The 26083-nt window shown below is 69.6% G+C and carries 19 protein-coding genes and 1 riboswitch; of the genes, 11 read left to right on the top strand and 8 right to left on the bottom strand.

The features are described 5' to 3' along the window. Window positions 1–196: 196 nt before the first annotated feature. From ACH4S7_RS12635 to ACH4S7_RS12620, 4 genes are all read right to left on the bottom strand, one after another. Window positions 197–676, bottom strand: a complete 480-nt coding sequence (locus tag ACH4S7_RS12635) for an NUDIX domain-containing protein (protein ID WP_398521120.1) — start codon at window positions 674–676, stop codon at window positions 197–199. Window positions 677–728: 52 nt separating this feature from the next. After that, window positions 729–1619, bottom strand: a complete 891-nt coding sequence (locus tag ACH4S7_RS12630) for a LysR family transcriptional regulator (protein WP_398521119.1) — start codon at window positions 1617–1619, stop codon at window positions 729–731. A gap of 544 nt (window positions 1620–2163) precedes the next feature. Next, on the bottom strand, window positions 2164–3306 hold the full coding sequence (locus ACH4S7_RS12625; RefSeq protein ID WP_398521118.1) for a cystathionine gamma-lyase: 1143 nt from the start codon (window positions 3304–3306) through the stop codon (window positions 2164–2166). Window positions 3307–3358: 52 nt separating this feature from the next. Further along, window positions 3359–3736, bottom strand: coding sequence for a phage holin family protein (locus ACH4S7_RS12620; protein ID WP_398521117.1), 378 nt, complete (start codon window positions 3734–3736; stop codon window positions 3359–3361). Window positions 3737–3783: 47 nt separating this feature from the next. Between ACH4S7_RS12620 and ACH4S7_RS12615 the strand changes: the two genes are divergently transcribed. The 4 genes from ACH4S7_RS12615 to ACH4S7_RS12600 all read left to right on the top strand — a co-directional run bounded on the left by ACH4S7_RS12615 (window position 3784) and on the right by ACH4S7_RS12600 (window position 6066). Then, window positions 3784–4101 (top strand): cupin domain-containing protein, encoded by a 318-nt coding sequence (locus ACH4S7_RS12615; RefSeq protein WP_398521116.1) that lies wholly within the window; start codon window positions 3784–3786, stop codon window positions 4099–4101. Window positions 4102–4299: 198 nt separating this feature from the next. After that, complete coding sequence (locus ACH4S7_RS12610; RefSeq protein ID WP_398521372.1) at window positions 4300–4512, top strand: DUF5326 family protein; 213 nt, start codon at window positions 4300–4302, stop codon at window positions 4510–4512. Between the two features lie 222 nt (window positions 4513–4734). Then, window positions 4735–5505: an IclR family transcriptional regulator gene (locus tag ACH4S7_RS12605; RefSeq protein ID WP_398521115.1), complete on the top strand. Its 771-nt coding sequence runs from the start codon at window positions 4735–4737 to the stop codon at window positions 5503–5505. A 120-nt stretch (window positions 5506–5625) separates the two neighbouring features. Beyond that, on the top strand, window positions 5626–6066 hold the full coding sequence (locus tag ACH4S7_RS12600; RefSeq protein WP_398521114.1) for an SsgA family sporulation/cell division regulator: 441 nt from the start codon (window positions 5626–5628) through the stop codon (window positions 6064–6066). Between the two features lie 367 nt (window positions 6067–6433). On the opposite strand, the gene ACH4S7_RS12595 is transcribed toward ACH4S7_RS12600, so the two are convergent. After that, a complete protein-coding gene (locus ACH4S7_RS12595) occupies window positions 6434–7885 on the bottom strand; it encodes a YibE/F family protein (RefSeq protein ID WP_398521113.1) in 1452 nt (483 codons plus the stop codon). Between the two features lie 71 nt (window positions 7886–7956). Next, a riboswitch (TPP riboswitch) is annotated at window positions 7957–8115 on the top strand. Between ACH4S7_RS12595 and thiC the strand changes: the two genes are divergently transcribed. Then, a complete protein-coding gene (gene thiC / locus ACH4S7_RS12590; RefSeq protein ID WP_398521112.1) occupies window positions 8109–9896 on the top strand; it encodes a phosphomethylpyrimidine synthase ThiC in 1788 nt (595 codons plus the stop codon). Its footprint overlaps the riboswitch before it by 7 nt. Before the next feature lie 225 nt (window positions 9897–10121). Next, complete coding sequence (locus tag ACH4S7_RS12585) at window positions 10122–11561, top strand: VWA domain-containing protein (RefSeq protein WP_398521111.1); 1440 nt, start codon at window positions 10122–10124, stop codon at window positions 11559–11561. A gap of 206 nt (window positions 11562–11767) precedes the next feature. Here ACH4S7_RS12585 and ACH4S7_RS12580 read toward each other — a convergent pair whose 3' ends face one another. The 3 genes from ACH4S7_RS12580 to ACH4S7_RS12570 all read right to left on the bottom strand — a co-directional run bounded on the left by ACH4S7_RS12580 (window position 11768) and on the right by ACH4S7_RS12570 (window position 15365). After that, window positions 11768–12595, bottom strand: coding sequence for a hypothetical protein (locus ACH4S7_RS12580; protein ID WP_398521110.1), 828 nt, complete (start codon window positions 12593–12595; stop codon window positions 11768–11770). 149 nt (window positions 12596–12744) lie between these two features. Continuing rightward, window positions 12745–14019 carry a metallophosphoesterase gene (locus tag ACH4S7_RS12575; RefSeq protein ID WP_398521371.1) on the bottom strand — a complete coding sequence of 425 codons (1275 nt, stop codon included), beginning with the start codon at window positions 14017–14019 and terminating at the stop codon, window positions 12745–12747. 233 nt (window positions 14020–14252) lie between these two features. After that, window positions 14253–15365 (bottom strand): LacI family DNA-binding transcriptional regulator, encoded by a 1113-nt coding sequence (locus tag ACH4S7_RS12570; RefSeq protein ID WP_398521109.1) that lies wholly within the window; start codon window positions 15363–15365, stop codon window positions 14253–14255. 555 nt (window positions 15366–15920) lie between these two features. On the opposite strand from ACH4S7_RS12570, the gene hisC reads away from it, so the two are divergent. The 5 genes from hisC (at window position 15921) to ACH4S7_RS12545 (ending at window position 25906) form a co-directional block, all read left to right on the top strand. Further along, window positions 15921–17000 (top strand): histidinol-phosphate transaminase, encoded by a 1080-nt coding sequence (hisC, locus tag ACH4S7_RS12565; RefSeq protein ID WP_398521108.1) that lies wholly within the window; start codon window positions 15921–15923, stop codon window positions 16998–17000. A 475-nt stretch (window positions 17001–17475) separates the two neighbouring features. Further along, on the top strand, window positions 17476–18984 hold the full coding sequence (locus tag ACH4S7_RS12560; RefSeq protein ID WP_398521107.1) for a cytochrome ubiquinol oxidase subunit I: 1509 nt from the start codon (window positions 17476–17478) through the stop codon (window positions 18982–18984). A 22-nt stretch (window positions 18985–19006) separates the two neighbouring features. Further along, entirely contained in the window at window positions 19007–20008 is a 1002-nt protein-coding gene (gene cydB / locus ACH4S7_RS12555; protein WP_398521106.1) for a cytochrome d ubiquinol oxidase subunit II, read from the top strand. A gap of 15 nt (window positions 20009–20023) precedes the next feature. Further along, complete coding sequence (gene cydD, locus ACH4S7_RS12550) at window positions 20024–23770, top strand: thiol reductant ABC exporter subunit CydD (protein WP_398521105.1); 3747 nt, start codon at window positions 20024–20026, stop codon at window positions 23768–23770. Window positions 23771–24091: 321 nt separating this feature from the next. Continuing rightward, entirely contained in the window at window positions 24092–25906 is a 1815-nt protein-coding gene (locus ACH4S7_RS12545; protein ID WP_398521104.1) for a GAF domain-containing sensor histidine kinase, read from the top strand. Window positions 25907–26083: the final 177 nt, after the last annotated feature.

Raw genomic sequence — 26083 nt, 5'->3', positions numbered from 1 at the left:
ACCGGCCGTTCGGGCGCCAGGGTGATCAGCCGTCGATCACCGCTGCGAACAGGCCAACTGCGGGGCTGGTCCGAACCGACTGGGGTCGGGGTCGGTGCGAACAGGCCAACTGCGGGGCAGGGGTGAGAGACGGACCCGGTGAGCGGAATCACCTGCGCGGTTTCACGTGAAACATCCCGTTGCGGTGAAGTTCGGATCAGCCCAGGTCCGGCGCGTGCATCGCCCGTACGCCCTCGATATTGCCGTCCAGATAGTGCCGCAGCGACAGCGGTACGAGATGGACGGTGGCGATTCCCAGCCGGCTGAAGGGCACCCGCACGATTTCGTACGTGCCACAGGGCTGATCCACTTCCGGGCCATGCCGTCGCGAGGGGTCCATGGACTCCAGTCGGCAGACGAAGAAGTGCTGCACCTTCACCCCGGTCACGCCGCCGTCCGCGATGTGTTCGACGGTGTCGACGAAACAGGGCACTAGATCGGTGATCTTCGCACCCAGCTCCTCGTCCACCTCGCGGTGGAGCGCGTCGACCACGGTGGCGTCCCCGGGTTCGACCCCACCCCCGGGCGTCAGCCAGTAGGGATCCATACCGGGCTTGGTGCGTTTGATCAGGACCAGCTGGTCGGCGTCGAGCAGGATGGCACGGGCGGTGCGCTTGACCACGGGACGTTCGGTCATGGCTAGAAAATGGCCCGTGTCGCCCGATCTGAAACTCCTGTCGGCCGCGCGATCACCAGTCCACGGCCGTCCGCAGCAGCCGCTCGTGCGCCCGTGCGATATGCGAGTGGGCGAGCGTGCCGGTGCGTACGACGAGGAAGTAGGTGCGCAGCGGCGGCACCGGAGGGTCGAGCAGGGCGACCAGCCGCCCGCGCTCCAGGGCCTCCGCGCACAGATAGCGCGGCAGCACGGCGAGCCCGGCACCGGAGGCCGCGGTCTCCAGGACGGCGCGGAGATCGGGGGCGATGACGGCGCCCGCGGCGGCCGGACGGGAGTCGAAGACGGCGGACCAGTACCGCGAGACCAGCGGCAGGGACTCATGGACCTCCACCACGGGCAACTGCTCCAGCAGTACCCGACCGCCGCGCAGCACATCGGGCCCGAGGCGGGCGGCCCAGCGGGGGGAGGCGACCAGGACGTGTTCCTCGTCGCAGAGCGGAGTGGCGGAGAGCAGCCCACCGCGCGGGCGGGCCGTGGTGATGGCTAGATCGTGATGGCCGGCGGCCAGGCCCTCCAACGTCTCCTCGGCGTTTCCGAACGAGGCCCGCAGGGTCAGGCCCTGGGAGATCAGTGGAGTGAGGGCCGGCAGGGCCCGTAAGGACGTGAATTCGGGGAGGCCGGCGAGGTGCAGGGTCCGGGTGCGCGCGTCCTCTTCCAGGCCGGTCTCCGCTATCTCGATCAGCGCGTCCAGATGGGGTGCGGCCCGGTGGGCGAGTTCGTCACCGATGGTCGTCGGTGTCACCCCACGGGCCTGGCGTAAGAAGAGCGGGCGGCCGAGCTGGCGCTCCAGGGTGCGTATCTGACCGGTCACCGCGGGCTGGGAGAGTCCGAGCAGGGCGGCGGCGCGGGTGAAGGAACCGGCCCGGTGCACCGTCACGAATGTGCGCAGCAGGGCCAGATCCATGCCACGTGCCTCCCGCTCGTCGAGGTCCCCGGGCTGAACAACTATAAATAAGTCGATAGCCCGCTGTCGCTACTGTGATTGGACACTGACGCAGAGTCAACTAGCCTTGTCGGCACGGTTCTCCGGGGGGAAGAACCGGGGCGGTCCGAGCCATGAGGGGGGAGGCTCGGGTCGCCCGTCCCGGCTGTCCGGGCCCGCGCCGGGCCGTTCGCGGGGGCGTTCCGCCGCCTCGCGGACCGGCCACGGCGCCGGGGAGCCGGCACGCTTTCCGGGATCAGCGGACGCCCCGGCTCCGGGGGTCCCGGAGCCATGTCCGGCACCCGGCGATCCCGTTTCGGGGCACGCCGCCCCCGACGGAACACGACGCAACATGGGCCCCGACGGAACACGACGCAACATGGGCCCCGACGGAACACGACGCCACGCGGCCCCCGGCAGAACGCGACGGCAGCGGATGACGCCACGCGGCCCCCGGTGGAACACGACGGCAGCGGATGACGCCACGTGGCCCCCGGCAGGAGGCGCTCTCCCCAGGCAACGAGCCTCAGGCCGTCGCCGCGGAGTCCAGGGCCCGCAGGACGTCCGCCACCAGATCGTCGGGGTCCTCGGCCCCCGCCGAGAGCCGGATGAACCCCTCCGGCACCGCGTCCCCGCCCCAGCGACCGCGCCGCTCCGCCGACGAGCGCACCCCGCCGAAGCTCGTGGCATCGTCCACCAGCCGCAGGGCTGCCAGGAACCGCTCCGCGTGCCCACGGTCGGGCAGCACGAAGGAGACCACCCCGCCGTACCGCCGCATCTGACGCGAGGCGCAGGGGTACGAGGGGTCCGTCGGCAGCCCCGGATAGCGCAGCCCGGTCACCTCCGGCCGCTCGCCGAGGGCCTGGGCGAGCGCCAGCGCGTTGGCGCACTGGCGGTCGATCCGGAGGTGCAGGGTGGCCAACGACCGGTGGGCCAGCCATGCCTCCATGGGCCCCGGAATCGCCCCGACGACCTTGCGCCAGAGCCGTACCTCCTCGGCCAGCCGGGCGTCCCGGCAGGTCACATGGCCGAGCAGGATATCGCCGTGGCCGGTCATCCCCTTGGTGTCGCTGGCCACCGAGAAGTCGGCGCCCAGCTCCAGCGGACGCTGCCCGAGTGGGGTCGCCAGCGTGTTGTCGACGGCGACCAGCGCGCCGGCATCGTGCGCCGCCGCCGCCAGCCGCCGTACGTCACACACGTCGAGCCCCGGGTTGGACGGGGTCTCGATCCACAGCAGCCGCGCCCCCGCCAGGGCGGCGAGCTGCGCGTCACCACCGGTCGGCGCGGTTCTGACCTCGATGCCGTACGACCGGAGCCGTTCATGGGCCAGTGGTAGCGCCTGGTAGCCGTCGGTGGGCATGACCACGGTGTCCCCGGCCTTGAGCTGGGAGAACAGCACCGCGGAGATCGCGGCCATCCCGGAGGCGAAGGCCACGGTCTCGACCGGCTCCCCCGGTGCCTCCAGCTCCCCTATCGCCCGTTCCAGATGGGTCCAGGTCGGGTTGGTGTCCCGGCCGTAGGTGTACGGGCCGGTCGGTTCTCCCGGCAGATGGAAATGGGCCGCGAAGACCGGGCCCGGCAAGGTCGGCTCGTACTTCACGGGATCGGGCAGCCCCGCCCGTACCGCCGTCGTACCGTCTCCCACGCGCATATCGCTGACACCACTCATTCCGTGCTCATTCCGTGCGTACGGTCCCCGGCCGGCGAGCCGGGCGCCCCGCTCAGTCCTTGTCGGGCAGGGCGACGTTCAGCGCCCAGGAGACGACCGAGATGATCAATCCGCCGATGACGGCCGTCCAGAAGCCCTCGACGTGGAAGTTCAGCTCCAGCTCGGTCGCCAGCCAGGAGGTCAGCAACAGCATCAGAGCGTTGACCACCAGCGTGATCAGCCCCAGGGTGAGGATGAACAGCGGCAGCGTCAGCAGCTTCACTATGGGTTTGACGACGAAGTTGACCAGACCGAAGAGCAGAGCCACCAGGATCAGCGACAGCGTCTTCTTGCCGGTGTTCTCACCGGTCAGCGTGATGTCCCCGACCAGCCAGATGGCTACGCCCAGGGCGACCGCGTTGGCGATCGTCTTGACTAGGAAATTCATCATGTGTCTGATCGTGACAGACGCGATCGGATCAACGGCAGGGGCGAACGATGAAGGCATTCCGACTGGACGAGCTGGAGGCGGAGCGTGCCGCGAACGACGGCGCGTATCTCCAGTTCCTGCGGGAGCGGAACATGTCGGCCGGTCTCTACGCGCTCGACGCGGGCGCCCTGGACCCACAGCTCCCGCACACCGAGGACGAGATCTACTTCGTGGTCAGCGGCCGGGCCGCGATCACGGTCGGTATGGAGACGACCCAGGTGGGGCGGGGCAGTGTGGTCTATGTGCCGGCCGGGGTGCCGCACAAGTTCCACCACATCACCGAGGACCTACGGGTGATGGTGGTCTTCTCTCCTCCGGAGAGCTGAGAGGGTCGTCCTGGGAGTCCGACCGGAAGCGGAGGCGACCCCTCCTCGATCCCTAGGGGACCGGTCAGGGGAGATCAAGGGCTCGCGGCCCCCCGTTCGCCGCCGCGCCCGCCTAGCATCGGGGACACGGGCTCAGCCCCATCGCGTGGATCGCGTAGACCGGACCGAACGCATCGAGAAAGAGGTAGGACGATGGCTGTGCGGGAGATATTCGCTGGCATGCCCTGGTGGGTGAAGTGGGTCGCGGTGCCCGTCGTCGCTCTGGTCGTCTTCGGCGGGATGATCGCGAACGTCGTCGGCTTCGTGATCGCTCTGCTCTTCAAGGCCCTGCTCCTCGTCGCGCTGATCGCCGGACTCGTCTTCGTCGTAAGGAAGTTCATGGCGTCGTCGAATTCGCGAGGCGACTGGTAGCCACTCCCGGTGCGGGTGTTAACCCGGCCGGGGGAACACCCGCCGAACCCCAGGTGCGGCGGGCAGGGCGCCCTTACAGTGGCAAGCCGTCGTCAACGCCCTCGAAGCCCTTGAAGTGTCCGCACTGGATGCTCGGGGTCACCCACGGGGCGCCGCGGCGGGCACGTGGGGGCGGCCCCCACGGGCGGGCGATGCGCCCGTCACCATGCCTGGGGGTGACCTGTGGCCACAGGTACGAACGGTACTGCCCCTACTCTGATCGGTTCGGTACAGCGGGCGCTGCGGCTTCTGGAGGCCGCCGCCACCCACCCGGACGGCGCCCCCGCGAAGCAGCTCGCCAGGGAAGCCGGAATCCCCCTCCCCACCGCCTATCACCTGCTGCGCACCCTGACGCATGAGGACTATCTGCGCCGTGAGAAGGGTGTGTTCGTCCTCGGTGGCGCTGTCGGCCGGCTCGCTGTCGGCGGCACTGTGCAGGGGCGTCGCAGCAGCCTTGAAAAATCGTTAGAGCACTGGCGGGATGCGATCGGTGCCCCGGTCTACTTCGCCGTCTACCGCGAGGGCGAGATCGAGCTCGTCGCCGTCGCCGACACGCCGTATACGCCCGCCGTCCAGGAATGGGCGAACTTCCGGGAGACCGGTCATGCGCACGCCATCGGTCAGTGCCTTCTCAGCCAGCTCGAGGAGAGCGCGCGCCGTGATCATCTGGAGCGTCATCCGGTCCAGCCGGTGACCCCCTACTCCGTCTCCGACCAGCGCTCCCTGTCGGAACGGCTGGCCGCCACGGGACGGATGCAACCGGTCGTGGAACGGCAGGAGTACGCCCTCGGTACGGTCTGCGCCGCCATCCCGATCACGGCCGGATCGACCGCTGCTGCGATGGCCATTTCTCTTCCCCTTCACCAGGAGGAGAGGTTGCTCCCTGCGGTCGAGCAACTACGGTTAGGAGTGGGAGGGCTGCTCAGTGCCCTTTCGTTCTCTATCAGTATCTGAAGAATCACTCCTTGTAGTCTTCTAGCGCGTGCAGCACGATGGCGGCAAGAGGGTCACAGGGGTAGTTCCTGGCCGTTTTTGACAGGCTTTCAGCAGGCTTCCTTCACTGCGGGGTACACAATGCGCGAGTCGGTCCAGGCCGAGGTCCTGATGAGTTTCCTTGTCTCCGAGGAGCTCTCGTTCCGGATCCCGGTGGAACTCCGATACGAGACGGAGGATCCGTATGCCGTGCGGATGACCTTCCATCTACCCGGAGACGCGCCTGTGACCTGGGCTTTCGGTCGAGATCTCCTGATGGACGGCATCCTCGGCCCGAGTGGTGACGGCGATGTGCGGATTGCCCCGACCGGTCCCGAGGAGCTGTCGGACATCGCCATCCGGCTCCAAGTCGGCGCCGATCAGGCGCTGTTCCAGGTGAGCGTGGGGCCGATCGTGGCCTTCCTCGACCGCACCGACAAGCTGGTGCCGCTGGGCCAGGAGCGGGCGTTCCGCGACTTCGAGGGCGATCTCGACAAGGCGCTCAAGAACATCCTCGCCGAGACCGAGGAGAACGCGGGCTGACCCACGGTGCGCGGTGGGCACCGGGGCGGCGCGACGGGCGGTGCTCGGTGGACCACCTGGCCAAGTCCGGGGACCGGCGTACGGGGCCCTGGAGGCCGCGTACACGGGTCCGGGAGGCTTGCGGTACACAGGGCGCGGTACGGAGCGGAGAGCGGGACGGAGCGAGGAGCGGCGGGTGGGGCGCGATGTGCTGAAGGCCGGTGCAGAAACGTCACTACGCCGCATCGGTGGTGCGTGCGACACCGGTCGGGGTGGCGCCGGCCCGACTCCCGTCCCGGGCCCCGGTCGGGGGAGTCGAGACCCAAGTTGAGGCCGAAGCCGAAACCGGGGCCGATCCCGCGACCGGGGCCCGTGCCCCAGGCCGTGACTACTTCTTGCGGCGACGGCCCGTACCCCCCCGGCCCGGCAGCCCACCCCGCCCCGGCGGTCCGCTCCGCCCCGTACCCCCGGCGCGTACGGGCGATCCGTCCGACGCCACGGCCGGTGCCGCCGCGCTGCCGCTCGGCCGGTCGGCCGAGACCACCAGCGCCGCGAGCGCGGTGGTCACCGGCACCGAGGCGACCAGCCCGATCGAGCCGACGAGGGTCCGGACGATCTCCTGCGCGACCAGTTCGCTGTTGGCCACCGTCCCCACGCTGCTCTGCGCGATCGAGAACAGCAGCAGCAGCGGCAGCGCGGCACCCGCGTACGCCAGGACCAGCGTGTTGACCACGGACGCGATGTGGTCGCGGCCGATCCGGATGCCCGCGCGGTACAGCGCGCGCGGCCCCATGTCCGGATTGGCCTGGCGCAGTTCCCAGACGGCCGAGGTCTGGGTCACCGTCACGTCATCGAGGACACCGAGCGAGCCGATGATGATGCCCGCGAGCAGTAGCCCGCTCATGTCGATGTTGGGGTAGAGGCCGTGGATCAGGCCGGTGTTGTCGTCGGTGTTGCCGCTCAGATGCGCCCAGCCGATGAAGAGCGAGCCGAGCAGCCCGATCAGCAACAGGGAGATCAGGGTGCCGAGCACGGCGACCGAGGTCCGCGCGCTCAGACCGTGGCACAGATAGAGCGCCATCAGCATGATGGCGCTGGCCCCGACCACCGCGACGATCAGCGGATTGGAGCCCGCCAGGATCGCGGGCAGGATGAAGAACGACAGCACGGCGAACGACGTGGCGAGCGCGATCAGCGCCATCACCCCACGCATCCGCCCCACCAGCACCACCGCGACCGCGAAGATCCCGGCCAGCAGCGCCATCGGAACCGTACGGTCCACATCGATCACCGAGTACTGGAGATCGCGCGGCGCGTCCGGCGCGTACGCCACCACCACCCCCTGGCCCTTCTCCAACTGGCGGGGCGCGTCCGGCTGGACGATCTCGGAGAAGGTGCGGCCCTTGTCACTGCCGGTGGTGACCTTGATCGTCGCCTTCCCGCACTCGCCCTGCTGCGAGTTGACGGCCTCTCTGCCCTCGGGCGTGCTGGTGTCCCCGGTGGGGGGCACCCGGCCCGCGTTGGCGGACTTGCAGTCGATCTTGTCGAGCCGGGTCACCGTGCCCTGTTCGGTCTGCCGGTCGAACCCCACACCGGTGCGCTCGTGCCCGGGAGTGGAACCGGGCCAGAGCACCACCAACCCCACGACCACCGCGGCGGCGAACGGAATCAGTACGGCGGCGATGACCTTGCGCAGGTGCCGGGAGACCGGTGCGGCCGGACCGTGGCTGTGTGAGTGGCCGTGACTGTGCGCTTCCGGCGTCTGCGGCCGGGGGTGCGGAAGATGCTCCTCCCGCGGCGGTTCGGGCGGCTGCTGGGGGTCGGGCGGCGAAGAGGTCACCGACCGATCATCGCAAGAACGCCGGGGGGCCTCTGTTCAGCGCGCCAGAAAGAACGCTAGCGTGGTGGCACCTTTGCACACGCGGGAGCTCGGAGCACCGGGCTGAGAGGACGCTGACCTCCGTACGAGCCGACTGGCCAACCCCAGTACGGCAGCCACGGAAGCCGCTGCGTCGACCGCCGAACCTGTTACCGGGTAATGCCGGCGTAGGGAGTAGGTCTCCATGACCGTTCAGGATGCACACACGTCTGCCGTCGACCAGGCGGCAGAGCGCACGCCGGGCTGGCACAAGGGGTACGTCGAGGGCTCACGCCCCGACATCCGGGTGCCCGTCCGGCAGGTGCACCTCACCAATGGCGCGGATGTGACGCTGTACGACACTTCCGGTCCGTACACCGACCCCGCGATCGATACCGATGTACGCCGTGGTCTGGCGCCGGTCCGGGAGAGCTGGATCACCGGCCGGGGCGATACCGAGGAGTACGCGGGCCGGCCGATCCGCCCCGAGGACGACGGGATCAAGCACACCTCACCGCGGGGCGGACTGCGGAACCTCGACGCGGTCTTCCCCGGCCGCCCGCGCCAGCCCCGCCGCGGGCGCGACGGCCGGGCGGTGACCCAGCTCGCGTACGCGCGCCGGGGCGAGATCACACCGGAGATGGAGTACGTGGCCATCCGGGAGAACGTCGCGCCCGAGGTCGTACGAGAGGAGATCGCGGCCGGTCGCGCGGTGCTGCCGGCCAACGTCAACCACCCGGAGATCGAGCCGATGATCATCGGCAAGCGGTTCCTGGTGAAGGTCAACGCCAACATCGGCAACTCCGCGGTCACCTCCTCCATCGAGGAGGAGGTGGACAAGATGACCTGGGCGACGCGTTGGGGCGCGGACACCGTCATGGACCTCTCCACCGGGCGCAATATCCACACCACCCGGGAGTGGGTGCTGCGCAATTCGCCCGTGCCGATCGGCACCGTGCCGCTGTACCAGGCCCTGGAGAAGGTCGACGGCAGGGCGGAGGAACTGAACTGGGAGATCTACAAGGACACGATCATCGAGCAGGCCGAACAGGGCGTCGACTACATGACGGTCCACGCCGGCGTGCTGCTCCGGTACGTCCCGCTGACGGCGCGCCGCAAGACCGGCATCGTCTCGCGCGGTGGCTCGATCATGGCGGCCTGGTGCCTGGCGCACCACAAGGAGTCGTTCCTGTACGAGAACTTCGAGGAGCTGTGCGAGATCCTCGCCTCGTACGACGTGACCTACTCGCTCGGTGACGGGCTGCGGCCCGGTTCGATCGCGGACGCCAATGACGAGGCGCAGTTCGCGGAGTTGCGCACGTTGGGGGAACTCAACAGGATCGCCAAGCGTTTTCAGGTGCAGACGATGATCGAAGGCCCCGGTCACGTCCCGATGCACAAGATCAAAGAGAACATCGACCTTCAGCAGGAGATCTGCGAAGAGGCCCCCTTCTACACGCTCGGCCCGCTGACGACCGATGTGGCCCCCGCGTACGACCACATCACTTCAGGTATCGGGGCGGCGATGATCGCCTGGTGGGGCACGGCCATGCTCTGTTACGTCACCCCCAAGGAGCACCTCGGCCTGCCGAACCGGGACGATGTGAAGACCGGTGTCATCACCTACAAGATCGCCGCGCACGCGGCCGATCTCGCCAAGGGACATCCGGGCGCGCAAGAGTGGGACGACGCGCTCTCGGACGCCCGCTTCGAGTTCCGCTGGGAGGACCAGTTCAATCTGGCCCTCGATCCGGACACGGCGCGGGAGTTCCACGACGAGACCCTGCCGGCCGAGCCCGCGAAGACCGCGCACTTCTGCTCGATGTGCGGTCCGAAATTCTGCTCGATGAAAATCAGCCGGAGCATCAACGAACGGTTCGGCGGTGACGACGCCCCGGGGGCGACGGCCGACGAGGTCACGGAGGGGATGTTGGAGAAGTCGAAGGAGTTCGCCGCGAGCGGTAACCGGGTCTATCTGCCACTCGCGGAGTGAGTGGAGTGAGCAGAGTTACGGGCTGACGGGCTGACGGGCTGACGGTCTGGTGGGCCGGTGGGCCGGTGGGCCGGGCGGTCCGGGCGGTCCGGCTGGGGCCTCGGCGTCCCCTCACAGGGGGCGCCGTCCGGTCCGCCGGCAAGCCCGATCGTGGAAGTCGAGACGGCGAGGATCTTCCTCGGCCGGGCGGATTCTCGGCAGACTGGCCGGGTGACAGCAATATCAATGAGTAAAGGCGCCAACTGTCCGGTCTCCGTGGCCACGGTGCACGCGGTACTGACCTGGACGGACGCCCCCGGTGCGCCCGACGCGGACGCCTCGGCCCTGCTGCTGACCGGATCCGGACGGGTGCGGGACGACGCGGACTTCGTCTTCTACAACCAGCCGCGCCATGCGTCCGACGCCGTCCGGCATCTGGGGAAGCGGCGGGACGCCGGTACGGTCACCGATACGGTCGAGGTGGCCCTGAACGAACTGGAACCCGGTATCGAGCGGGTCGTCCTGTGCGCGTCCGCCGACGGCGGGACGTTCGGCGGGATGTCCGGTCTTACGCTTCGGCTGCTGGACGCCGGGACGCGCGCCGAACTCGCCCGCTTCGATATGGACGCCGCGACGGAGACGGCTTTCGTCAGCGGGGAGTTGTACCTGCGCGCCGGGCGGTGGAAGTTCCGCGCGGTCGGCCAGGGGTACGCCTCCGGTCTCGCCGGTCTCGCCACCGACTTCGGTATCACGGTCGACGAGGCACCGGCCCCCGCCGCGCCCGCGCCCGCTCCCGTACCCCTGCCCCGGCAGGCTCCCGCGCCCGCTCCGGCTCCCGTATCGGCTCCCGCACCCACCCCCGTACCGGCTCCCGCTCCGGCTTCCGCGCCCGGTGCCGGGGCTGCCGCGTCGAGGCCGCGTCTCAGCAAGGGTGAGGAGCGGCTTCCCGTCGATATGCGCAAGCGCCTGTCGCTGCGGAAGGAGCAGGTGGCGGTCAGCCTCCGTAAGCACGGCGCCACCGGGGTCACGGCCCGGGTCATCCTGGTGCTGGACGCCTCCGGGTCGATGGCCTCGCTGTACTCGAAGGGTGTCGTCACCGATGTGGTCGAGCGGATGGCCGCGGTCGCCGCGCAGTTGGACGACGACGGCACCATGCAGGCGTGGACCTTCGCCTCACACCCGGCCCGGTTGCCCGATCTGGAGCTCGGCGACTTGCCCGAGTGGCTGAAGCTCCATGTACGGGTCGGCGAATTCAGCCTCTTCGGATGGCGTGGGAAGCCGCGGCGAGGGCTGGATCCCCGCCAGGTGGACATGCGGGCGGTCGGCATCCAGAACGAGGAACAGAAGGTGATCGCCGAGGTGCGCGCCTATGTCCGGGCGAACCCGACGTCGGAACCCACCCTCGTCCTGTTCTTCTCCGACGGCGGTGTCCACCGCAACGCCGAGATCGAACGGGAACTGCGGGAGGCGGTGGACGAGCCACTGTTCTGGCAGTTCGTGGGCCTCGGGCGGTCCAACTACGGAGTGCTGGAGCGCCTCGACGCCATGGCCGGACGGCGGGTCGACAACGTCGGCTTCTTCGCGGTGGACGACATCAGCCGTATCTCCGATCCCGAGCTGTACGACCGGCTGCTGTCCGAGTTCCCCTCCTGGCGGGTTGCCGCCCGGCGCGAGGGCATCCTCTGAGGCGGGCAAGCGGGCAAGCGGGCAAGCGGGCAAGCGGGCAAGCGGGCAAGCAGACAGGCGGCAGGCAGGCGGGACACGACGGGGGCGGGACGGGGGCGGGACGGGCGGGTGTCATGCCTGGCCGCGTCCGCGTCACCCCCCGTACCCCTGCCCGTCCGCGCTTACCCCCTTGCCCGCCCGGACGCGGGCGGGGGTGACGCCGGAAGTCACTCCGGCCGGGCCTCGGGCCCTCCGAAATCCGGGCTGCTGAAGTCCGGGCTGGTGAACGTCGGCCGCTGTCCCGCCGTCGATCCCTCGCTCGGGCTGGAGTAGTCCGGCCCGCTGTACCCCACCTTCGGGATACGGCTGATGGGGCGCTGCGGTGTCGTGGTCATCGGGTCGGTGCTGGGGTCCGCCAGCGCGGACCGCAGATACGGCAGGATGCCCCGCTCCAACAGTGCATGGCGCCAGGCGTCCTTGGCCCGCGCCACCTCATCGGGAAGCTCCCCGGTCGTCTCTTCGGCGGGCACCTGCGTCGCGCTGTTGCGCAGCGCGGTGAGCAGCAGTCCGACCGCCGCGACCAGGATCGCCGCCGCCGTGAGCGCCCCGAAGAACCAGCCCGCGGTGACCAGGGTCGTCGCGAAGGAGGGTGGGGGGTCGAGCATCTTCAAGAGATACCCGATCAGCAGAAAGATCACCGCCGCCGTCCCGGCGAGAACGGGGGCCAGTACCGTCACCACGGCCGAGAGCCCGGCCCCGCTGTCACCCGCCTCACCGGAGGCGGGACCCGACAGCGTCCCCCGCACGGAAGAGGTCGCCGTCGGCGCGCGCGACTCCTCGCGGATCCTCACGTAGTGCTCGTACTCGGCGGCGGCGTACGAGGCGATCTCCGCCGTCGCGTTGAGGGCCATCGTGCGTAGTTGCGCGGCGTTCAGTCGTTGTCCCACCGCGGTGAGTTCCGGTCGTTCATGGGCATCGCGCAGCGCCTCTTCGAGGATCCGCTCGTACTCGGCGCGATCCTCGGTCAGCAGGTGCGGAGCGCTATTCATGTGCATCCCCCGATGCTCCGTAGGCCCGATCCGGCCCCGCTGTGCAGGGGCGGTTGGGTGGATACGAAGGAGAGCCTGCTACGGATATGCCGATGGTAGAGCGGTTACGGCACACGGTGACAGGGGGTTTCGACAAATAGCGTGTCGCTGTTGGCTCAGGCGGGCAGCGGAAGTTGGACGACTAGTAGCTTTCCGGCCATGGTCACGCCGCCGTCCATGGCGATGGCGAGACCGTCCGCGTAGACGTGCGGCCCGTCGACCACCGGGCGGTCGCCGTCCTCGCCGTTCTCCGTGCCGACTTCGCCCAGCAGATACGGAATGGGGCTGTGGCCGTGCACGACACGGGTGCCGCCGTAGGTGGAGAGCAGTTCGCGCACGGCCTGGGGGCCGGCTTCGTCACGGAAGGCGAAGCGCTTGGTGAGCTTGCGGAAGAGGTCCCAGCACTCATCGGCGTCATTGCGGGTGAGGATGGCGTGAACGGTGTCGTTGACGTCCTCGATGGTGGAGCCGTATTCGAGGTACGCGGTGGTGTCGGAGTGCATCAGGAGGTGCGCATCCTCCTCGACCACCGCGTCGAGCCGGGCCATCCACTGCATATGGACGTCCTGGAGCCGGTCCATATCGGACTTCTGGCCGCCGTTGAGGAGCCAGGCGGCCTGGAAGGTGGCGGTGCCGGCGCCGGAGTCGATCGGTGTGTCGGAGAATCGCCTGGCGCCGAGCAGCAGCAGCTCGTGGTTGCCCATCAGGGCCTTGCAGTAGCCGCCCGCCGCCGCGGCCTCGGCGGAGAGGCGCATCACCAGATCGATGACGCCGATCCCGTCCGGCCCGCGGTCGGTGAAGTCGCCGAGGAACCAGAGCCGGGCGTTGCCCGCGGCCCACTGGCCGTCGGCGTCGATGAGGCCCTGGGCGGTGAGCGCGGCGATGAGTTCGTCGAGGTAGCCGTGGACATCGCCGACGACGTAGAGCGGGCCGAGACCGTCGGGTACCGGAGACTCGCCGGGGGCGAGCCCCCGCCGGACGGTGTCGGCGGGCGTGTCACGCCCGATCACCAGGAGGTCGCGTTCGGTGGCTGTGTAACCCTCCGGCGGTTCATCGGCCGGTACGGCGTTCCCGGGGTGGCCTGAATGGGGGGCCACGGGCTGCTGCTGGGGCGGATGACTCCGGGGCGGGGCGGGCGGGTGTGGCGGCGTATGCGGAGGGGGTGGCGTATGCGGATGGGGCTGCTGAGGTGCCTGTGCCGTCTGGTCCGCGTTGGGTGGGTGAAGTTCTTGAGGAGGGTGCGGCGGTTGCGGGGGAAGCATCTCCTCCGCCTGCGGCGCCTCCGACTGAACCGGCACCTGCGCGTACGGAGGGACGCGGAAATCTCGCAATGTCGCCGTCCGCACCACGGGTCCCTGACCGGCCCCCTGAGTCATCGACCCCTCCACCACCGTCGCGCCGCCGTTCACCTCTCGGCCCAACCTGGTCGGGGTGGTCCGCGGTGTCGTGCGCCCATCATAGGAATGAGGCCCGCGCTCTGTGACGCACCAGGGGTGGTGAATCCATTCCCCACCCCTGATGCATCAGATGTTTCGTCCGGATTGGTGAGGTCTAGGCCGTGTCGGACACGCCCCAGGGGGCTTCTGATGGATCTTGCTGGCTGGTCCGATCCATCAGAAACGCCCTAATCCGGTGCCGGTGAGCGTGGCGCGCTCACCGTCGTCCGCGGAGAACGACGCTGCGAGGACGTCCGGATGATCAATTCGGTCGGTATCACCTGCTCGACCGGGCCGTCCTCATCGATTCCCTCGATCGCGTCGATGAGGAGCTGGACGACCGCCGTGCCGATCCTGCGCGGCTTGAGCGAGAGGGTGGTGATCGGCGGTTCGGTGGTGGCGTACACCGTCGACTCGCTGCAGCAGACGAGCAGCAGATCCTCGGGGACCCGCAGCCCGTAGCGCCTGGCGGCGGCGAGCAGATCGGTGCCGTTGGGGTCGAAGAGTCCGTACACGGCGTCGGGCCGGTCGGGACGGGCGAGCAGCCGGTCGGCGGCGACGGCCCCGGCGCACGGGTCGTGGGCAGGGTAGGACTCGTAGACCGGGTCCTGACCCACCCGCTCGCACCAGCTCAGATAGGCGGTGGTGGACAGTCGGGTGTAGGTGTCGGTGGTCGTTCCGGTGAGGAGCCCGATCCGGCGGGCGCCCGCGTCGGCGAGATGGTCGAGCAGATCGAGTACGGCGGCTTCGTGGTCGTTGTCGACCCAGGCGGTGACCGGGAGGGTGCCGGCCGGACGTCCGTCGGAGACGACGGGCAGCCCTTGCCGGACGAGTTCGGTGACCACCGGATCGTGGTCGGACGGATCGATGACGACCGTGCCGTCGAGCGCGACATTCGACCACACGTCGTGTCGTGAGGTGGCGGGGAGGATGACCAGCGCGTAGCCGCGGGCGAGCGCCGCGGAGGTCGCGGCTCTGGCCATCTCGGCGAAGTACGCGAACTCCGTGAAGGTGAAAGGTTCATCCCCGTATGTCGTCACGGTCAGGCCGATGAGGCCCGACTTGCCGGTACGGAGGGTTCGGGCCGCTGCGGAGGGGCGATAGCCCAACCGGTCGGCGACCTCACGGACATGTCTGCGGGTGGCGTCCGGGAGCCGGCCCTTCCCGTTGAGCGCGTCGGAGACAGTCGTGATGGAGACACCGGCTGCGGCGGCGACGTCTCGGATGCCCGCCCGACCTTGCCGGTTCCCCCGGCGGGATGTGTCCGTCCGGCTCACCTGGTGCTTCCCTGCTGCTGTCATGGCGAGCCGATAGTAGGGCTCGCATGGACGGTTGGGCCGGTCGCATATTCACTCGTTGACAGGCACGTTTCTGCATGATCATAGCGCATCAACTGCCTTGGAAATTAAGGGAGTTGAACGTTCCGCCTACACCGTATGGCCCTTCTTGCCGCATCGTCCTACGGAGAGGGGGATGTTTCGGCGAGGTCTCAACTCACCTCTACGGGGGATGCGCGCTACGGAGTGAGCCACCGGCGTGCGCCAGGGAATCGTGCGCCCCCCTGCCGTGGTCCCCCCGTGCGCGCTCCCGGACGGGCGGTCCGTCCTGCTCCTTCCGTGCGATCCGCCGGCCGCTCGGGGGATGCGCGCGGGGCAGGCTCCGATCCGCACCCGCACCCGCACCCGGCCACGTTCCGTACGGCGGTCCGCGACCGGGTCCGGATCTTCCCCGCTCCGGCCATACGCGGCGGGCGGGAATCCTCATAGGGTGAGCAGTATTGGTTCCGACGTCATGCTTCGTCATGCTTCGGATGTGAGGGTTCCGCGCGGTGTGCGGACGGTCGAGGAGGACCTGCGGTGAGTGAGACGAGCCCCAAACTGCGCGCCGAACTGGACGGCATCCCCACCTACAGGCCCGGCAGGCCCGCGGCGGCCGGCGGCCCGGCCGCGTACAAACTGTCCTCCAACGAGAATCCGTATCCGCCGCTCCCCGGGGTGATGGAGACGGTGATGGCCGCGGCGGGCACCTTCAACCGCTACCCGGACATGGCGTGCAGCGGTCTGATGAGCGAGCTGGCGGATCGTTTCGGCGTGCCACTGGAACATCTGGCCACCGGTACGGGGTCGGTGGGCGTGGCCCAGCAGTTGGTGCAGGCCACCTCGGGCCCGGGCGATGAGGTCATCTACGCCTGGCGCTCCTTCGAGGCGTACCCGATCATCACCCAGGTCAGCGGTGCGTCCTCGGTGCAGGTGCCGCTGACCGCCGGCGAGGTGCACGATCTGGACGCGATGGCCGAAGCGATCACCGACCGGACCCGGTTGATCTTCATCTGTAATCCCAACAACCCGACCGGCACGGTGGTGCGCCGGGCCGAGCTGGAACGGTTCCTCGACCGGGTGCCGTCGGATGTGCTGGTGGTGCTGGACGAGGCGTACCGGGAGTTCATCCGGGACGCCGATGTGCCGGACGGGATCGAGATCTACCGGCACCGCCCCAATGTGGCGGTGCTGCGCACCTTCTCCAAGGCGTACGGACTGGCGGGGCTGCGGGTCGGCTTCGCCGTCGCCCATGAGCGGGTGGCCGCCGCGCTGCGCAAGACCGCCGTGCCGTTCGGTGTGACACAGCTCGCACAGGACGCGGCGGTCGCCTCGCTGCGGGCCGAGGACGAGCTGCTGGGGCGGGTCGGTTCGCTGGTCTGCGAGCGGGCTCGGGTGTACGAGTCCCTGGTCAAGCAGGGCTGGACGGTGCCGGAGACCCAGGCGAACTTCGTCTGGTTGCGGCTCGGGGACCGTACGGTCGACTTCGCGGCGGCCTGTGAGGCGGCGGGTGTGATGGTGCGGCCGTTCGCGGGGGAGGGCGTGCGGATCACCATTGGTGAGGAAGAGGCCAATGATCTGTTGCTGCACACGGCGGACGCCTTCCGCAGGCAGCTCTAGCCCCTGACGCGACGGCCCAGCCGCTCGGCGGGTCTGACTCGGCGGGCCTGGCGCTCTGGCTGATCGGTGGTTCCAGAGCTCCGTGAGCCTCGTGGCCCCGTAGCTCCGTAGCTCCGTGAGCCCGTGAGCTCGGCGCGGGCCTTCCTTCTGTACGTCGTTGTCGCTGCCCCGGTCCGGTCATCCGGTCCGGGGCAGCGGTGTGTCCCGGACCGGATCCCCCCCCGGCGCGGTGGTCCACGAGCAGGCCGTCCCGTGCCCGGCCGGGGGTCGTCCGGGGCCCGGGGCTGGGCAGGGGCATGTCCGCTCGGGGTGGATTGTCACAAAGGGGTACCCCGGTCATCCGTGCGATTTCCCTATGAGCCATAATTGCTTGTGAATGTGAACGCGTTCACAAGCGTGTCCTGTTCATCCCATGATCGATGGGATTAATCAGGCAAACTGCCGCTTGACCTCGTCGATGTAAGGAGATGACGACGTGGACTTGGCTCTGGCACCAGAGACCTTGGCGCGATGGCAGTTCGGCATCACCACCGTCTACCACTTCCTCTTCGTTCCCCTGACGATCTCCCTCGCCGCCCTCACGGCCGGCCTCCAGACCGCGTGGGTGCGGACGGAGAAGGAGAAGTACCTCAAGGCGACGAAGTTCTGGGGAAAGCTCTTCCTGATCAATATCGCCATGGGCGTCGTCACCGGCATCGTCCAGGAGTTCCAGTTCGGCATGAACTGGTCTGACTACTCCCGCTTCGTCGGGGACATCTTCGGTGCGCCTCTCGCCTTCGAGGCGTTGATCGCGTTCTTCTTCGAGTCCACCTTCATCGGGCTGTGGATCTTCGGCTGGGACAAGCTGCCGAAGAAGATCCACCTCGCCTGTATCTGGATGGTCTCGATCGGCACCATCTGCTCCGCGTACTTCATCCTGGCGGCCAACTCCTGGATGCAGCACCCCGTCGGCTACCGCATCAACGAGGAGCGCGGGCGGGCCGAGTTGACCGACTTCTGGCGGGTGCTCACCCAGGACACCGCGCTGGCCCAGTTCTTCCACACCATCACGGCCGCCTTCCTCGTCGGTGGCGCGTTCATGGTCGGCATCGCCGCCTACCACCTGGCGCGCAAGAAGCACATTCCGGTGATGCGGTCCTCGCTGCGGCTCGGTCTGGTCACCCTGATCACCGCCGGCATGTTCACCGCCATCAGCGGCGATGTCCTCGGCAAGGTCATGTACCGGCAGCAGCCCATGAAGATGGCCGCCGCCGAGGCCCTCTGGGAGGGCGAGGCACCCGCGCCCTTCTCGATCTTCGCGTACGGGGATGTCGACGAGGGTCACAACAAGGTCGCCATCGAGATCCCGGGACTGCTTTCCTTCCTGGCGAAGAGCGACTTCAAGTCCTACGTACCCGGCATCAACGACGTCAACAAGGCCGAACAGGAGAAGTACGGCCCCGGCGACTACCGGCCGAACATCGCGGTCGCCTACTGGGGCTTCCGCTGGATGATCGGCTTCGGCATGGCGTCCGTCACCATCGGACTGCTGGGCCTCTGGCTCACCCGCAAGAGGTTCCTGCTGCCACAAGCCATGCGTACCGGTGAGGACGAGGTACCGAACCTGGTGCTCTTCCGCAATAAGCCGCTGAGCCCGCGCTTCAGCAGGTGGTACTGGGTCGTCGCGCTCTGGACGATGACCTTCCCGCTGATCGCCACCTCCTGGGGCTGGATCTTCACCGAGATGGGGCGGCAGCCCTGGGTGGTCTATGGGGTGCTGCGCACCAAGGACGCGGTCTCCCCCGGTGTCTCGCAGGGTGAGGTCCTCACCTCGATGATCATCTTCACCCTGCTCTACGCGGTGCTGGCGGTGATCGAGTTCAAGCTGATGGTGAAGTACGCCAAGGCGGGACCGCCCGAGCTGACCGAGGCCGACCTCAACCCGCCCACCAAGATCGGCGGCGACGATCAAGACGCCGACCGTCCGATGGCCTTCTCGTACTGAGGCCCTGAGGAGCTGCTGAGGCATGGAACTCCACGACGTCTGGTTCGTCCTGATCGCCGTCCTCTGGATCGGCTACTTCTTCCTCGAAGGTTTCGACTTCGGGGTCGGCGTCCTGACCAAACTGCTCGCCCGTGACCGCAAGGAACGGCGGGTGCTGATCAACACCATCGGACCCGTCTGGGACGGCAACGAAGTGTGGTTGCTCTCGGCGGGCGGTGCGACCTTCGCCGCCTTCCCCGAGTGGTACGCCACCCTCTTCTCCGGCTTCTATCTGCCGCTGCTGCTGATCCTGGTCTGTCTGATCGTGCGCGGGGTGTCCTTCGAGTACCGCCATAAGCGGCCCGAGGACCGCTGGCAGACCAACTGGGAGAACGCCATCTTCTGGACCTCGCTGCTGCCGGCGTTCCTCTGGGGCGTGGCCTTCGGCAATATCGTGCGCGGGGTCAAGATCAACGGGGAGATGGAGTACGTCGGCAACGTCTTCGACCTGCTCAACGCCTACTCCATCCTCGGCGGGCTGGTGACGCTGACCCTCTTCACCTTCCACGGCACCGTGTTCGTCGCACTCAAGACGGTGGGGGACATTCGCACCCGCGCCCGTGCGCTCGCCCTGAAGCTGGGGCTGCTCACGGCCGTGCTGGCGCTCGGTTTCCTGCTCTGGACCCAGGCCAGCCGTGGCGACGGTTGGAGCCTGATCGCGATGGTCATCGCGGTGGTCTCGCTGGTGGCCGCCATCGGCGCCAACCAGGTCGGGCGCGAGGGCTGGGCGTTCGCCTTCTCGGGAGTGACGATCGTGGCCGCGGTCGCGATGCTCTTCCTGACCCTCTTCCCGAACGTGATGCCGTCCTCGCTCAACGAGGCATGGAACCTCACCGTCACCAACGCCTCGTCCACCCCCTACACCCTCAAAATCATGACCTGGTGCGCCGGAATCGCCACCCCGCTCGTGCTGGTCTACCAGGGCTGGACGTACTGGGTGTTCCGCAAGCGCATCGGTACGCAGCACATCGCCGATGCCCACTAGTGGGGGATGTTTCACGTGAAACCGATCGACCCGCGTCTGCTCCGATACGCCCGTGCCACCCGGGGCTTTCTGCTCGCGGTGGTACTCCTCGGACTGGTCGGGGCGGCGCTGGTCGTCGCCCAGGCGATGCTCATCGCCGAAGTGGTGGTGGGAGCCTTTGAGAAGGGGCTCCCGGCCGCTGATCTGATGACCCCGCTGACCCTGCTGGCGGCGGTCGCCGTCGGCAGGGCGGCCGTCTCCTGGCTGACCGAACTCGCTGCCCACCGGGCCGGTGCGGCGGTCAAGTCCGAACTGCGGGGGCGGCTGCTGGCCCGAGCCACGGAGCTCGGTCCGGCGTGGCTGAGCGGACAGCGCACCGGATCGCTCGTCGCACTCGCGACGCGCGGTATCGATGCCCTGGACGACTACTTCGCGCGCTATCTGCCGCAGCTCGGGCTGGCGGTGGTCGTGCCGATCGCGGTACTGGCGCGGATCGTCACCGAGGACTGGGTCTCCGCCGCGATCATCGTGGTGACCCTGCCGCTGATCCCCGTCTTCATGATGCTCATCGGTTGGTACACCCAGGGCCGGATGGACCGACAGTGGCGGCTGCTCTCCCGGCTCTCGGGCCACTTCCTGGACGTGGTCGCCGGACTGCCAACCCTCAAGGTCTTCGGCCGGGCCAAGGCGCAGGCGGAGTCGATCCGGTCGATCACCTCGGAGTACCGGCGCGCCACGATGCGCACGCTGCGGATCGCCTTTATCTCGTCCTTCGCGCTGGAGCTGCTGTCGACGCTGTCGGTGGCGCTGGTGGCCGTCACCATCGGGATGCGGCTGGTCCACGGCGATATGGACCTCTACACCGGCCTGGTCATCCTGATCCTGGCGCCCGAGGCGTATCTGCCGCTCCGGATGGTCGGTACGCAGTACCACGCGGCGGCCGAGGGCCTCTCGGCGGCCGAGGAGATCTTCACGGTGCTGGAGACCGACCCGACGGCACCCGGCCACGGCGCGGAAGGCGGGCGCGCGGCCGGCACGAAGGCCAGCACGAAGGCCAGCACGGCGGTCGGTGCGGTACTGGGTGGCCTCGCGCCGGGCGGTGCGGGGCCGGGTGATCTGGCGCCGGGTGGTCTGGCGCCGGGCGGTGCGGGGCTGGGTGATCTGGCCCCTGGGGGTGCGACGGGGCCGCGTCTGGAACTCGACGCGGTGACCGTGCGCCACGCCGGCCGGGCGGAACCCTCGCTGGACGCGGCCTCGCTGGTGGTGGAGCCCGGCGAGACCGTCGCCCTGCTCGGCCCCAGCGGGATCGGTAAATCCACCCTGCTCGATGTCCTCCTCGGCTTCGTCACCCCGGCCGAGGGCCGGGTACGGGTCGACGGAGCCGACCTCCAGGACCTCGATCTCGACCGCTGGCGCGAGCGGATCGCCTGGGTCCCCCAGCGCCCGTACTTCGTCGCGGGGACGATCGCCGAGAACGTACGGCTGGCGGCCGAGGGCGCCGACGACACGGCGGTGTGGAACGCACTGCGGGAGGCCGGGGCGTACGACTTCGTCACCGCGCTCCCCCAGGGCATCGAGACCCGGCTCGGGGAGGACGGTGCCGGGCTCTCGGCGGGTCAGCGGCAACGGCTCGCGCTGGCGCGGGCCTTCCTCGCCGACCGTCCGCTGCTGCTGCTCGACGAGCCGACGGCGGCCCTCGACGGGGAGACCGAGGAAGGCATCGTCGACGCGGTACGGCGACTGGCCGTGGGACGGACCGTCCTGCTGGTGGTCCACCGGCCGGCGCTGCTGGCCGTGGCGGACCGGGTGGTCACCCTCACCCGTCGTACGCACTCCGGCGTGGAGCCCGTACGCGGCACACCGGCCGTGCCGGCGGATCGGGGGACGGATACCGCGGACCTCACGGACGCGATGGACGAGGACGGGTTCCGGCTCACCGAGACCAGTGCCGACGGCGCCCCGGCGCTCACCCGGGTCCGCCGCGCCGCCGCCGCACAGCGGGGACGGTTCTGGCTCGGACTGCTGCTCGGCAGCCTGGCCCTCGGATCCGCCGTGGGGCTCATGGCCGTCTCCGGGTACCTCATCTCCCGCGCGTCCGAACAGCCGCCCGTGCTCTATTTGATGATGGCCGTGACGGCGACCCGCGCCTTCGGCATCGGCCGGGCCGTCTTCCGCTACGCCGAACGGATCGTCTCGCACGACGCCGTGCTGCGGATGCTCGCGGAACTCCGGGTCGCGGTCTACCGCCGCCTGGAGCGGATCGCCCCGGCCGGGCTGCGGCGCAGCAGGCGCGGTGATCTCCTCTCCCGGCTCGTCACCGATGTGGACGCCCTCCAGGACTACTGGCTGCGCTGGCTGCTGCCGGCCGGTTCCGCCGTCGTCGTGAGCGTGGCATCGGTCGGATTCACCGCCTGGCTGCTGCCCGAGGCGGGTGCGGTGCTCGCCGTCGGTCTGCTCGTCGCGGGGCTGGGCGTACCGCTGGTCAGCGGCGCGGTCGCGCGCCGGGCCGAACGGCAGCTCGCCCCCGCCCGTGGCGTACTCGCCACCCGGTTGGTCGATCTGCTGCGCGGTACCGCCGAACTGACCGTCGCCGGGGCGCTCCGGGGCCGCATCGAAGGGGCCCGGGAGGCGGACCGCCGGCTGACCCGGATCGCGTCGCGCGGAGCCGCCGCCACCGCGCTCGGCGGTGGGCTCTCCACACTGGCCTGCGGAGTGACGGTCGTCTTCGCCTCGCTCGCCGGCGTACACGCCGTGGCCGACGGCCGGCTCGACGGTGTGACCTTCGCGGTCGTCGTGCTCGCCTCGCTCGCCGCCTTCGAGGCGGTCACCGGGCTACCGCTGGCCGTGCAGTACCGCCAGCGGGTCCGACGGAGCGCCGAGCGGGTGTACGAGGTGCTGGACGCGCCCGTCCCCGTATCCGAGCCGGAGCAGCCGGCTGCGGCGCCCGCGACGGCGTTCCCCCTCGTCGTACAGGGGATCAGGGCCCGGTACGCGGGGGCGGACCGGGACGCGCTCAACGGGCTGGACCTCACCCTCACGCCGGGGCGGCGGGTCGCCGTCGTCGGCACTTCCGGCTCCGGGAAGACGACCCTCGCACAGGTCCTGGTCCGCTTCCTCGACGCGGGGGAGGGCACCTACACCCTCGGCGGGGTGGCCGCGGACCGGCTGGAGGGGGACACCGTGCGGGAGTTCGTCGGACTGTGCGCGCAGGACGCGCACCTGTTCGACAGCTCCGTACGGGAGAACCTCAAGCTCGCGCGCACCGATGCGACGGAGGACGAGCTGCGGCGGGCGCTCGCCGACGCCCGGCTGCTGGAGTGGGTGGACGCGCTGCCCGAGGGGCTCGACACCCTGGTCGGCGAGCACGGCGCACAGCTCTCCGGAGGCCAGCGGCAGCGGCTCGCGCTCGCGCGGGCGCTGCTCGCCGACTTCCCGGTGCTGGTGCTGGACGAGCCGGCGGAGCACGTCGATGTGGCGACCGCCGACGCGCTGACGGCGGATCTGCTGGCGGCGACCGAGGGTCGCTCGGCGCGCGGGTCGGCGACCGTACTGATCACGCACCGGCTCCAGGGGCTCGAAGCGGTGGACGAGGTCGTCGTCCTGGCGGACGGGCGGGCCGTACAGCGCGGTGGATACGCGGAGCTGATCGCCGTCGAGGGTCCGCTGCGGCGGATGTGGGAGCGGGAGCGGGCGGCGGATCTGCTGCGGGTGGACGCGGCCGAGCCGGATCCGGAGCGTGGACCGGCGCTGGCGGGGGCGCGGCTCTCGGTCGCCGGGAGCTGAGGCCGGTCGGCCGTTCGTCGCCCCTGGTGGGGGGCCCGGTGCCGTTCGATCATCGAGCGGTGCCGGGCCCGTCGCGTCGAGCCCACGTGGCCGACGGAACCCGTACGCCGCCGATGGCCGACAGCCGACTTTCCTCGGCAAATCGGAATTACTAGGCTCAAGCGTATGACCGTGCCCGAATCGAAGGACCCGAACGACGCGTCACGGACGTCCCGGGAGTCGCGGATGTCCTGGGAGTCGCGGACGCCTCCGACACCTCGGGAGCCTCGGACATCTCGGGAACCTCGGACATCTCGGGAACCTCGGGAACCGAGCGGAGAGGTGCTCGGCCACGGCGCCGAGGCGGGGGCCCCGGGTGACCTGGGCGGCGCTGCGGGGAACTCGGATGACCCAGGCGGCGCTGCGGGGGACCCGGGGGGCGAACGGGCGGGTTCCGGTGGCGGGTCATCGGATCCGCTCGATGCCGCGACCCGGGCCACCCGCAGCCTTCAGGGACTCTCCACCGAACTCACCGCCCGCGTCCCCCAACTGCTGGAGGCCATGCGTTCCGTCGGCACCGGACTGGAACTCCACTCCACGCTCGACCGGATCTGTCTGACCGCCGCCGAACTCGCCGAGGCCCGCTATGCCGCCATCGGCGTCGTGGACGAGGAGGGCAAGGGCCTCTCAGACTTCGTGACCTACGGGGTCGACGACCAGACGGCCCGGCTGATCGGCCGCCGCCCCGATGGACATCGCGGGCTCCTCGGCGCGCTGATCCACGACCCCGTGCCCGTCCGGCTCGCCGATCTGACCTCCGATCCCCGGTTCGCCGGTTTCCCTCCGGGCCATCCGCCGATGCGGACCTTCCTCGGCGTCCCCATCCGCGTCCAGGGCGAGATCTTCGGCAATCTCTATCTCGCGGAGAAGAGGGACGGCGGCGAGTTCAACGACTACGACCTCCATATGGTCCGTGTCCTCGCCACCGAGGCCGGGATCGCCATCGGCAACGCCCGGCTGTACGAGGCGGCCCGGCAGCGGGAGCGGTGGATCGACGGATCGGTCGCCGTCACCACCGCGCTGCTCTCCGGCGGTGACGCCGACGACGCTCTGGCGGTCGTCGCCGAGCAGGCCCGCAGACTGGCCGAGGCCGCCGTCGGCATGGTGCTGCTGCCAGCCAAGGAGGGCGGTCTTGAGATCGTCGCCGAGGCGTCCGATGAACCCATGGGCTGGCTGGGCAGGGTCATTTCCCCGGAGAGCCCGATCGTCGCCGAACTGCTCTCCGGCGAGTCCGTGTTCATCGCGGACACGGCCACCGACCCGCGCGTGACCACCGAACTGGCGGCGCGGTTCGGGCCGAGCATGATGCTGCCGCTGCAGAGCGGCGGCCGGGTGCTCGGGGCGCTGGCCACCCCGAGGGGGCGCGGTGCGCGCCAGTTCAGCGAGGCGGAACGGACCCTGGCGACCCAGTTCGCCTCCCAGGCCGCGCTGGCGTTGATCATGGCGGAGGCGCAGCGGGACCGGGAGCGGCTCGCGGTGTACGAGGACCGTGACCGGATCGCCCGTGACCTGCACGATCTGGTCATTCAGCGGCTGTTCGCCACCGGGATGATGTTGGAGGGCGCCCAGCGCCGGTCCCTGGTGCCCGCCGTTCAGGACGGGGTCGGCAAGGCGGTCGACGAACTGGACGTGACCATCCAGGAGATCCGTACCGCCATCTTCGCGCTCCAGCAGGGACCGGCCGAGGCGCCGTCCGGGCTACGGACCCGGGTACTGCGTGAGATCAATATGGCGGCCGTGCCGCTCGGTTTCACCCCGGGGCACCGCTTCGTCGGCCCGGTGGACTCCGTCGTCGGCGAACTCACCGGCAAGAATCTCATCGCGGCGCTGCGGGAGGCGCTGTCCAATGCGTTCCGGCACGCGGCAGCCACCCGTATCGATGTCGTCGTGGACGCGACCGTACGACTGCCCGATGGTTCGGAGGGCGTGCGGCTGACGGTCGCGGACGACGGGGTGGGCATTCAGCCGGGCGGTCGGCGCAGTGGGCTGCGGAATCTCGCGCGCCGGGCCGAGTCCCTCGGGGGGTCGAGCGCCTGCGGTCCGGGCATTGGCGAGGACGGGCAGGGGACGACGGTGCGCTGGGAGGCTCCGCACTAGGAGCCTCGCACGCCCCCCGGCCGGGGGGCCTCCGTGCCGGCGCCGCTCGCTCTGGGCCAGGTGGCGGTACGACACACACCGACGGCCACCGGTACCCGGTTTCGTGGGCGCGGCGGGTGACGATCCGGACATGCGCTGGAGAGGCATGGGTGTGAGTTGTACGGATACGAGGCGTAC

Source organism: Streptomyces sp. NPDC020965 (genome assembly GCF_044333555.1).
Taxonomy (GTDB): domain Bacteria; phylum Actinomycetota; class Actinomycetes; order Streptomycetales; family Streptomycetaceae; genus Streptomyces.
The sequence above is the reverse complement of the archived record's forward strand: the minus strand, read 5'-3'. Positions and strand labels throughout refer to the sequence as shown.

Excerpts from the sequence above, each read along its gene's own strand:
- ACH4S7_RS12635 (WP_398521120.1), bottom strand. The coding sequence starts at position 676 with ATGACCGAACGTCCCGTGGTCAAGCGCACCGCCCGTGCCATCCTGCTC.
- ACH4S7_RS12630 (WP_398521119.1), bottom strand. The coding sequence starts at position 1,619 with ATGGATCTGGCCCTGCTGCGCACATTCGTGACGGTGCACCGGGCCGGT.
- ACH4S7_RS12625 (WP_398521118.1), bottom strand. The coding sequence starts at position 3,306 with ATGAGTGGTGTCAGCGATATGCGCGTGGGAGACGGTACGACGGCGGTA.
- ACH4S7_RS12620 (WP_398521117.1), bottom strand. The coding sequence starts at position 3,736 with ATGATGAATTTCCTAGTCAAGACGATCGCCAACGCGGTCGCCCTGGGC.
- ACH4S7_RS12615 (WP_398521116.1), top strand. The coding sequence starts at position 3,784 with ATGAAGGCATTCCGACTGGACGAGCTGGAGGCGGAGCGTGCCGCGAAC.
- ACH4S7_RS12600 (WP_398521114.1), top strand. The coding sequence starts at position 5,626 with ATGCGCGAGTCGGTCCAGGCCGAGGTCCTGATGAGTTTCCTTGTCTCC.
- thiC (WP_398521112.1), top strand. The coding sequence starts at position 8,109 with ATGACCGTTCAGGATGCACACACGTCTGCCGTCGACCAGGCGGCAGAG.
- ACH4S7_RS12585 (WP_398521111.1), top strand. The coding sequence starts at position 10,122 with ATGAGTAAAGGCGCCAACTGTCCGGTCTCCGTGGCCACGGTGCACGCG.
- ACH4S7_RS12580 (WP_398521110.1), bottom strand. The coding sequence starts at position 12,595 with ATGCACATGAATAGCGCTCCGCACCTGCTGACCGAGGATCGCGCCGAG.
- ACH4S7_RS12570 (WP_398521109.1), bottom strand. The coding sequence starts at position 15,365 with ATGACAGCAGCAGGGAAGCACCAGGTGAGCCGGACGGACACATCCCGC.
- cydB (WP_398521106.1), top strand. The coding sequence starts at position 19,007 with ATGGAACTCCACGACGTCTGGTTCGTCCTGATCGCCGTCCTCTGGATC.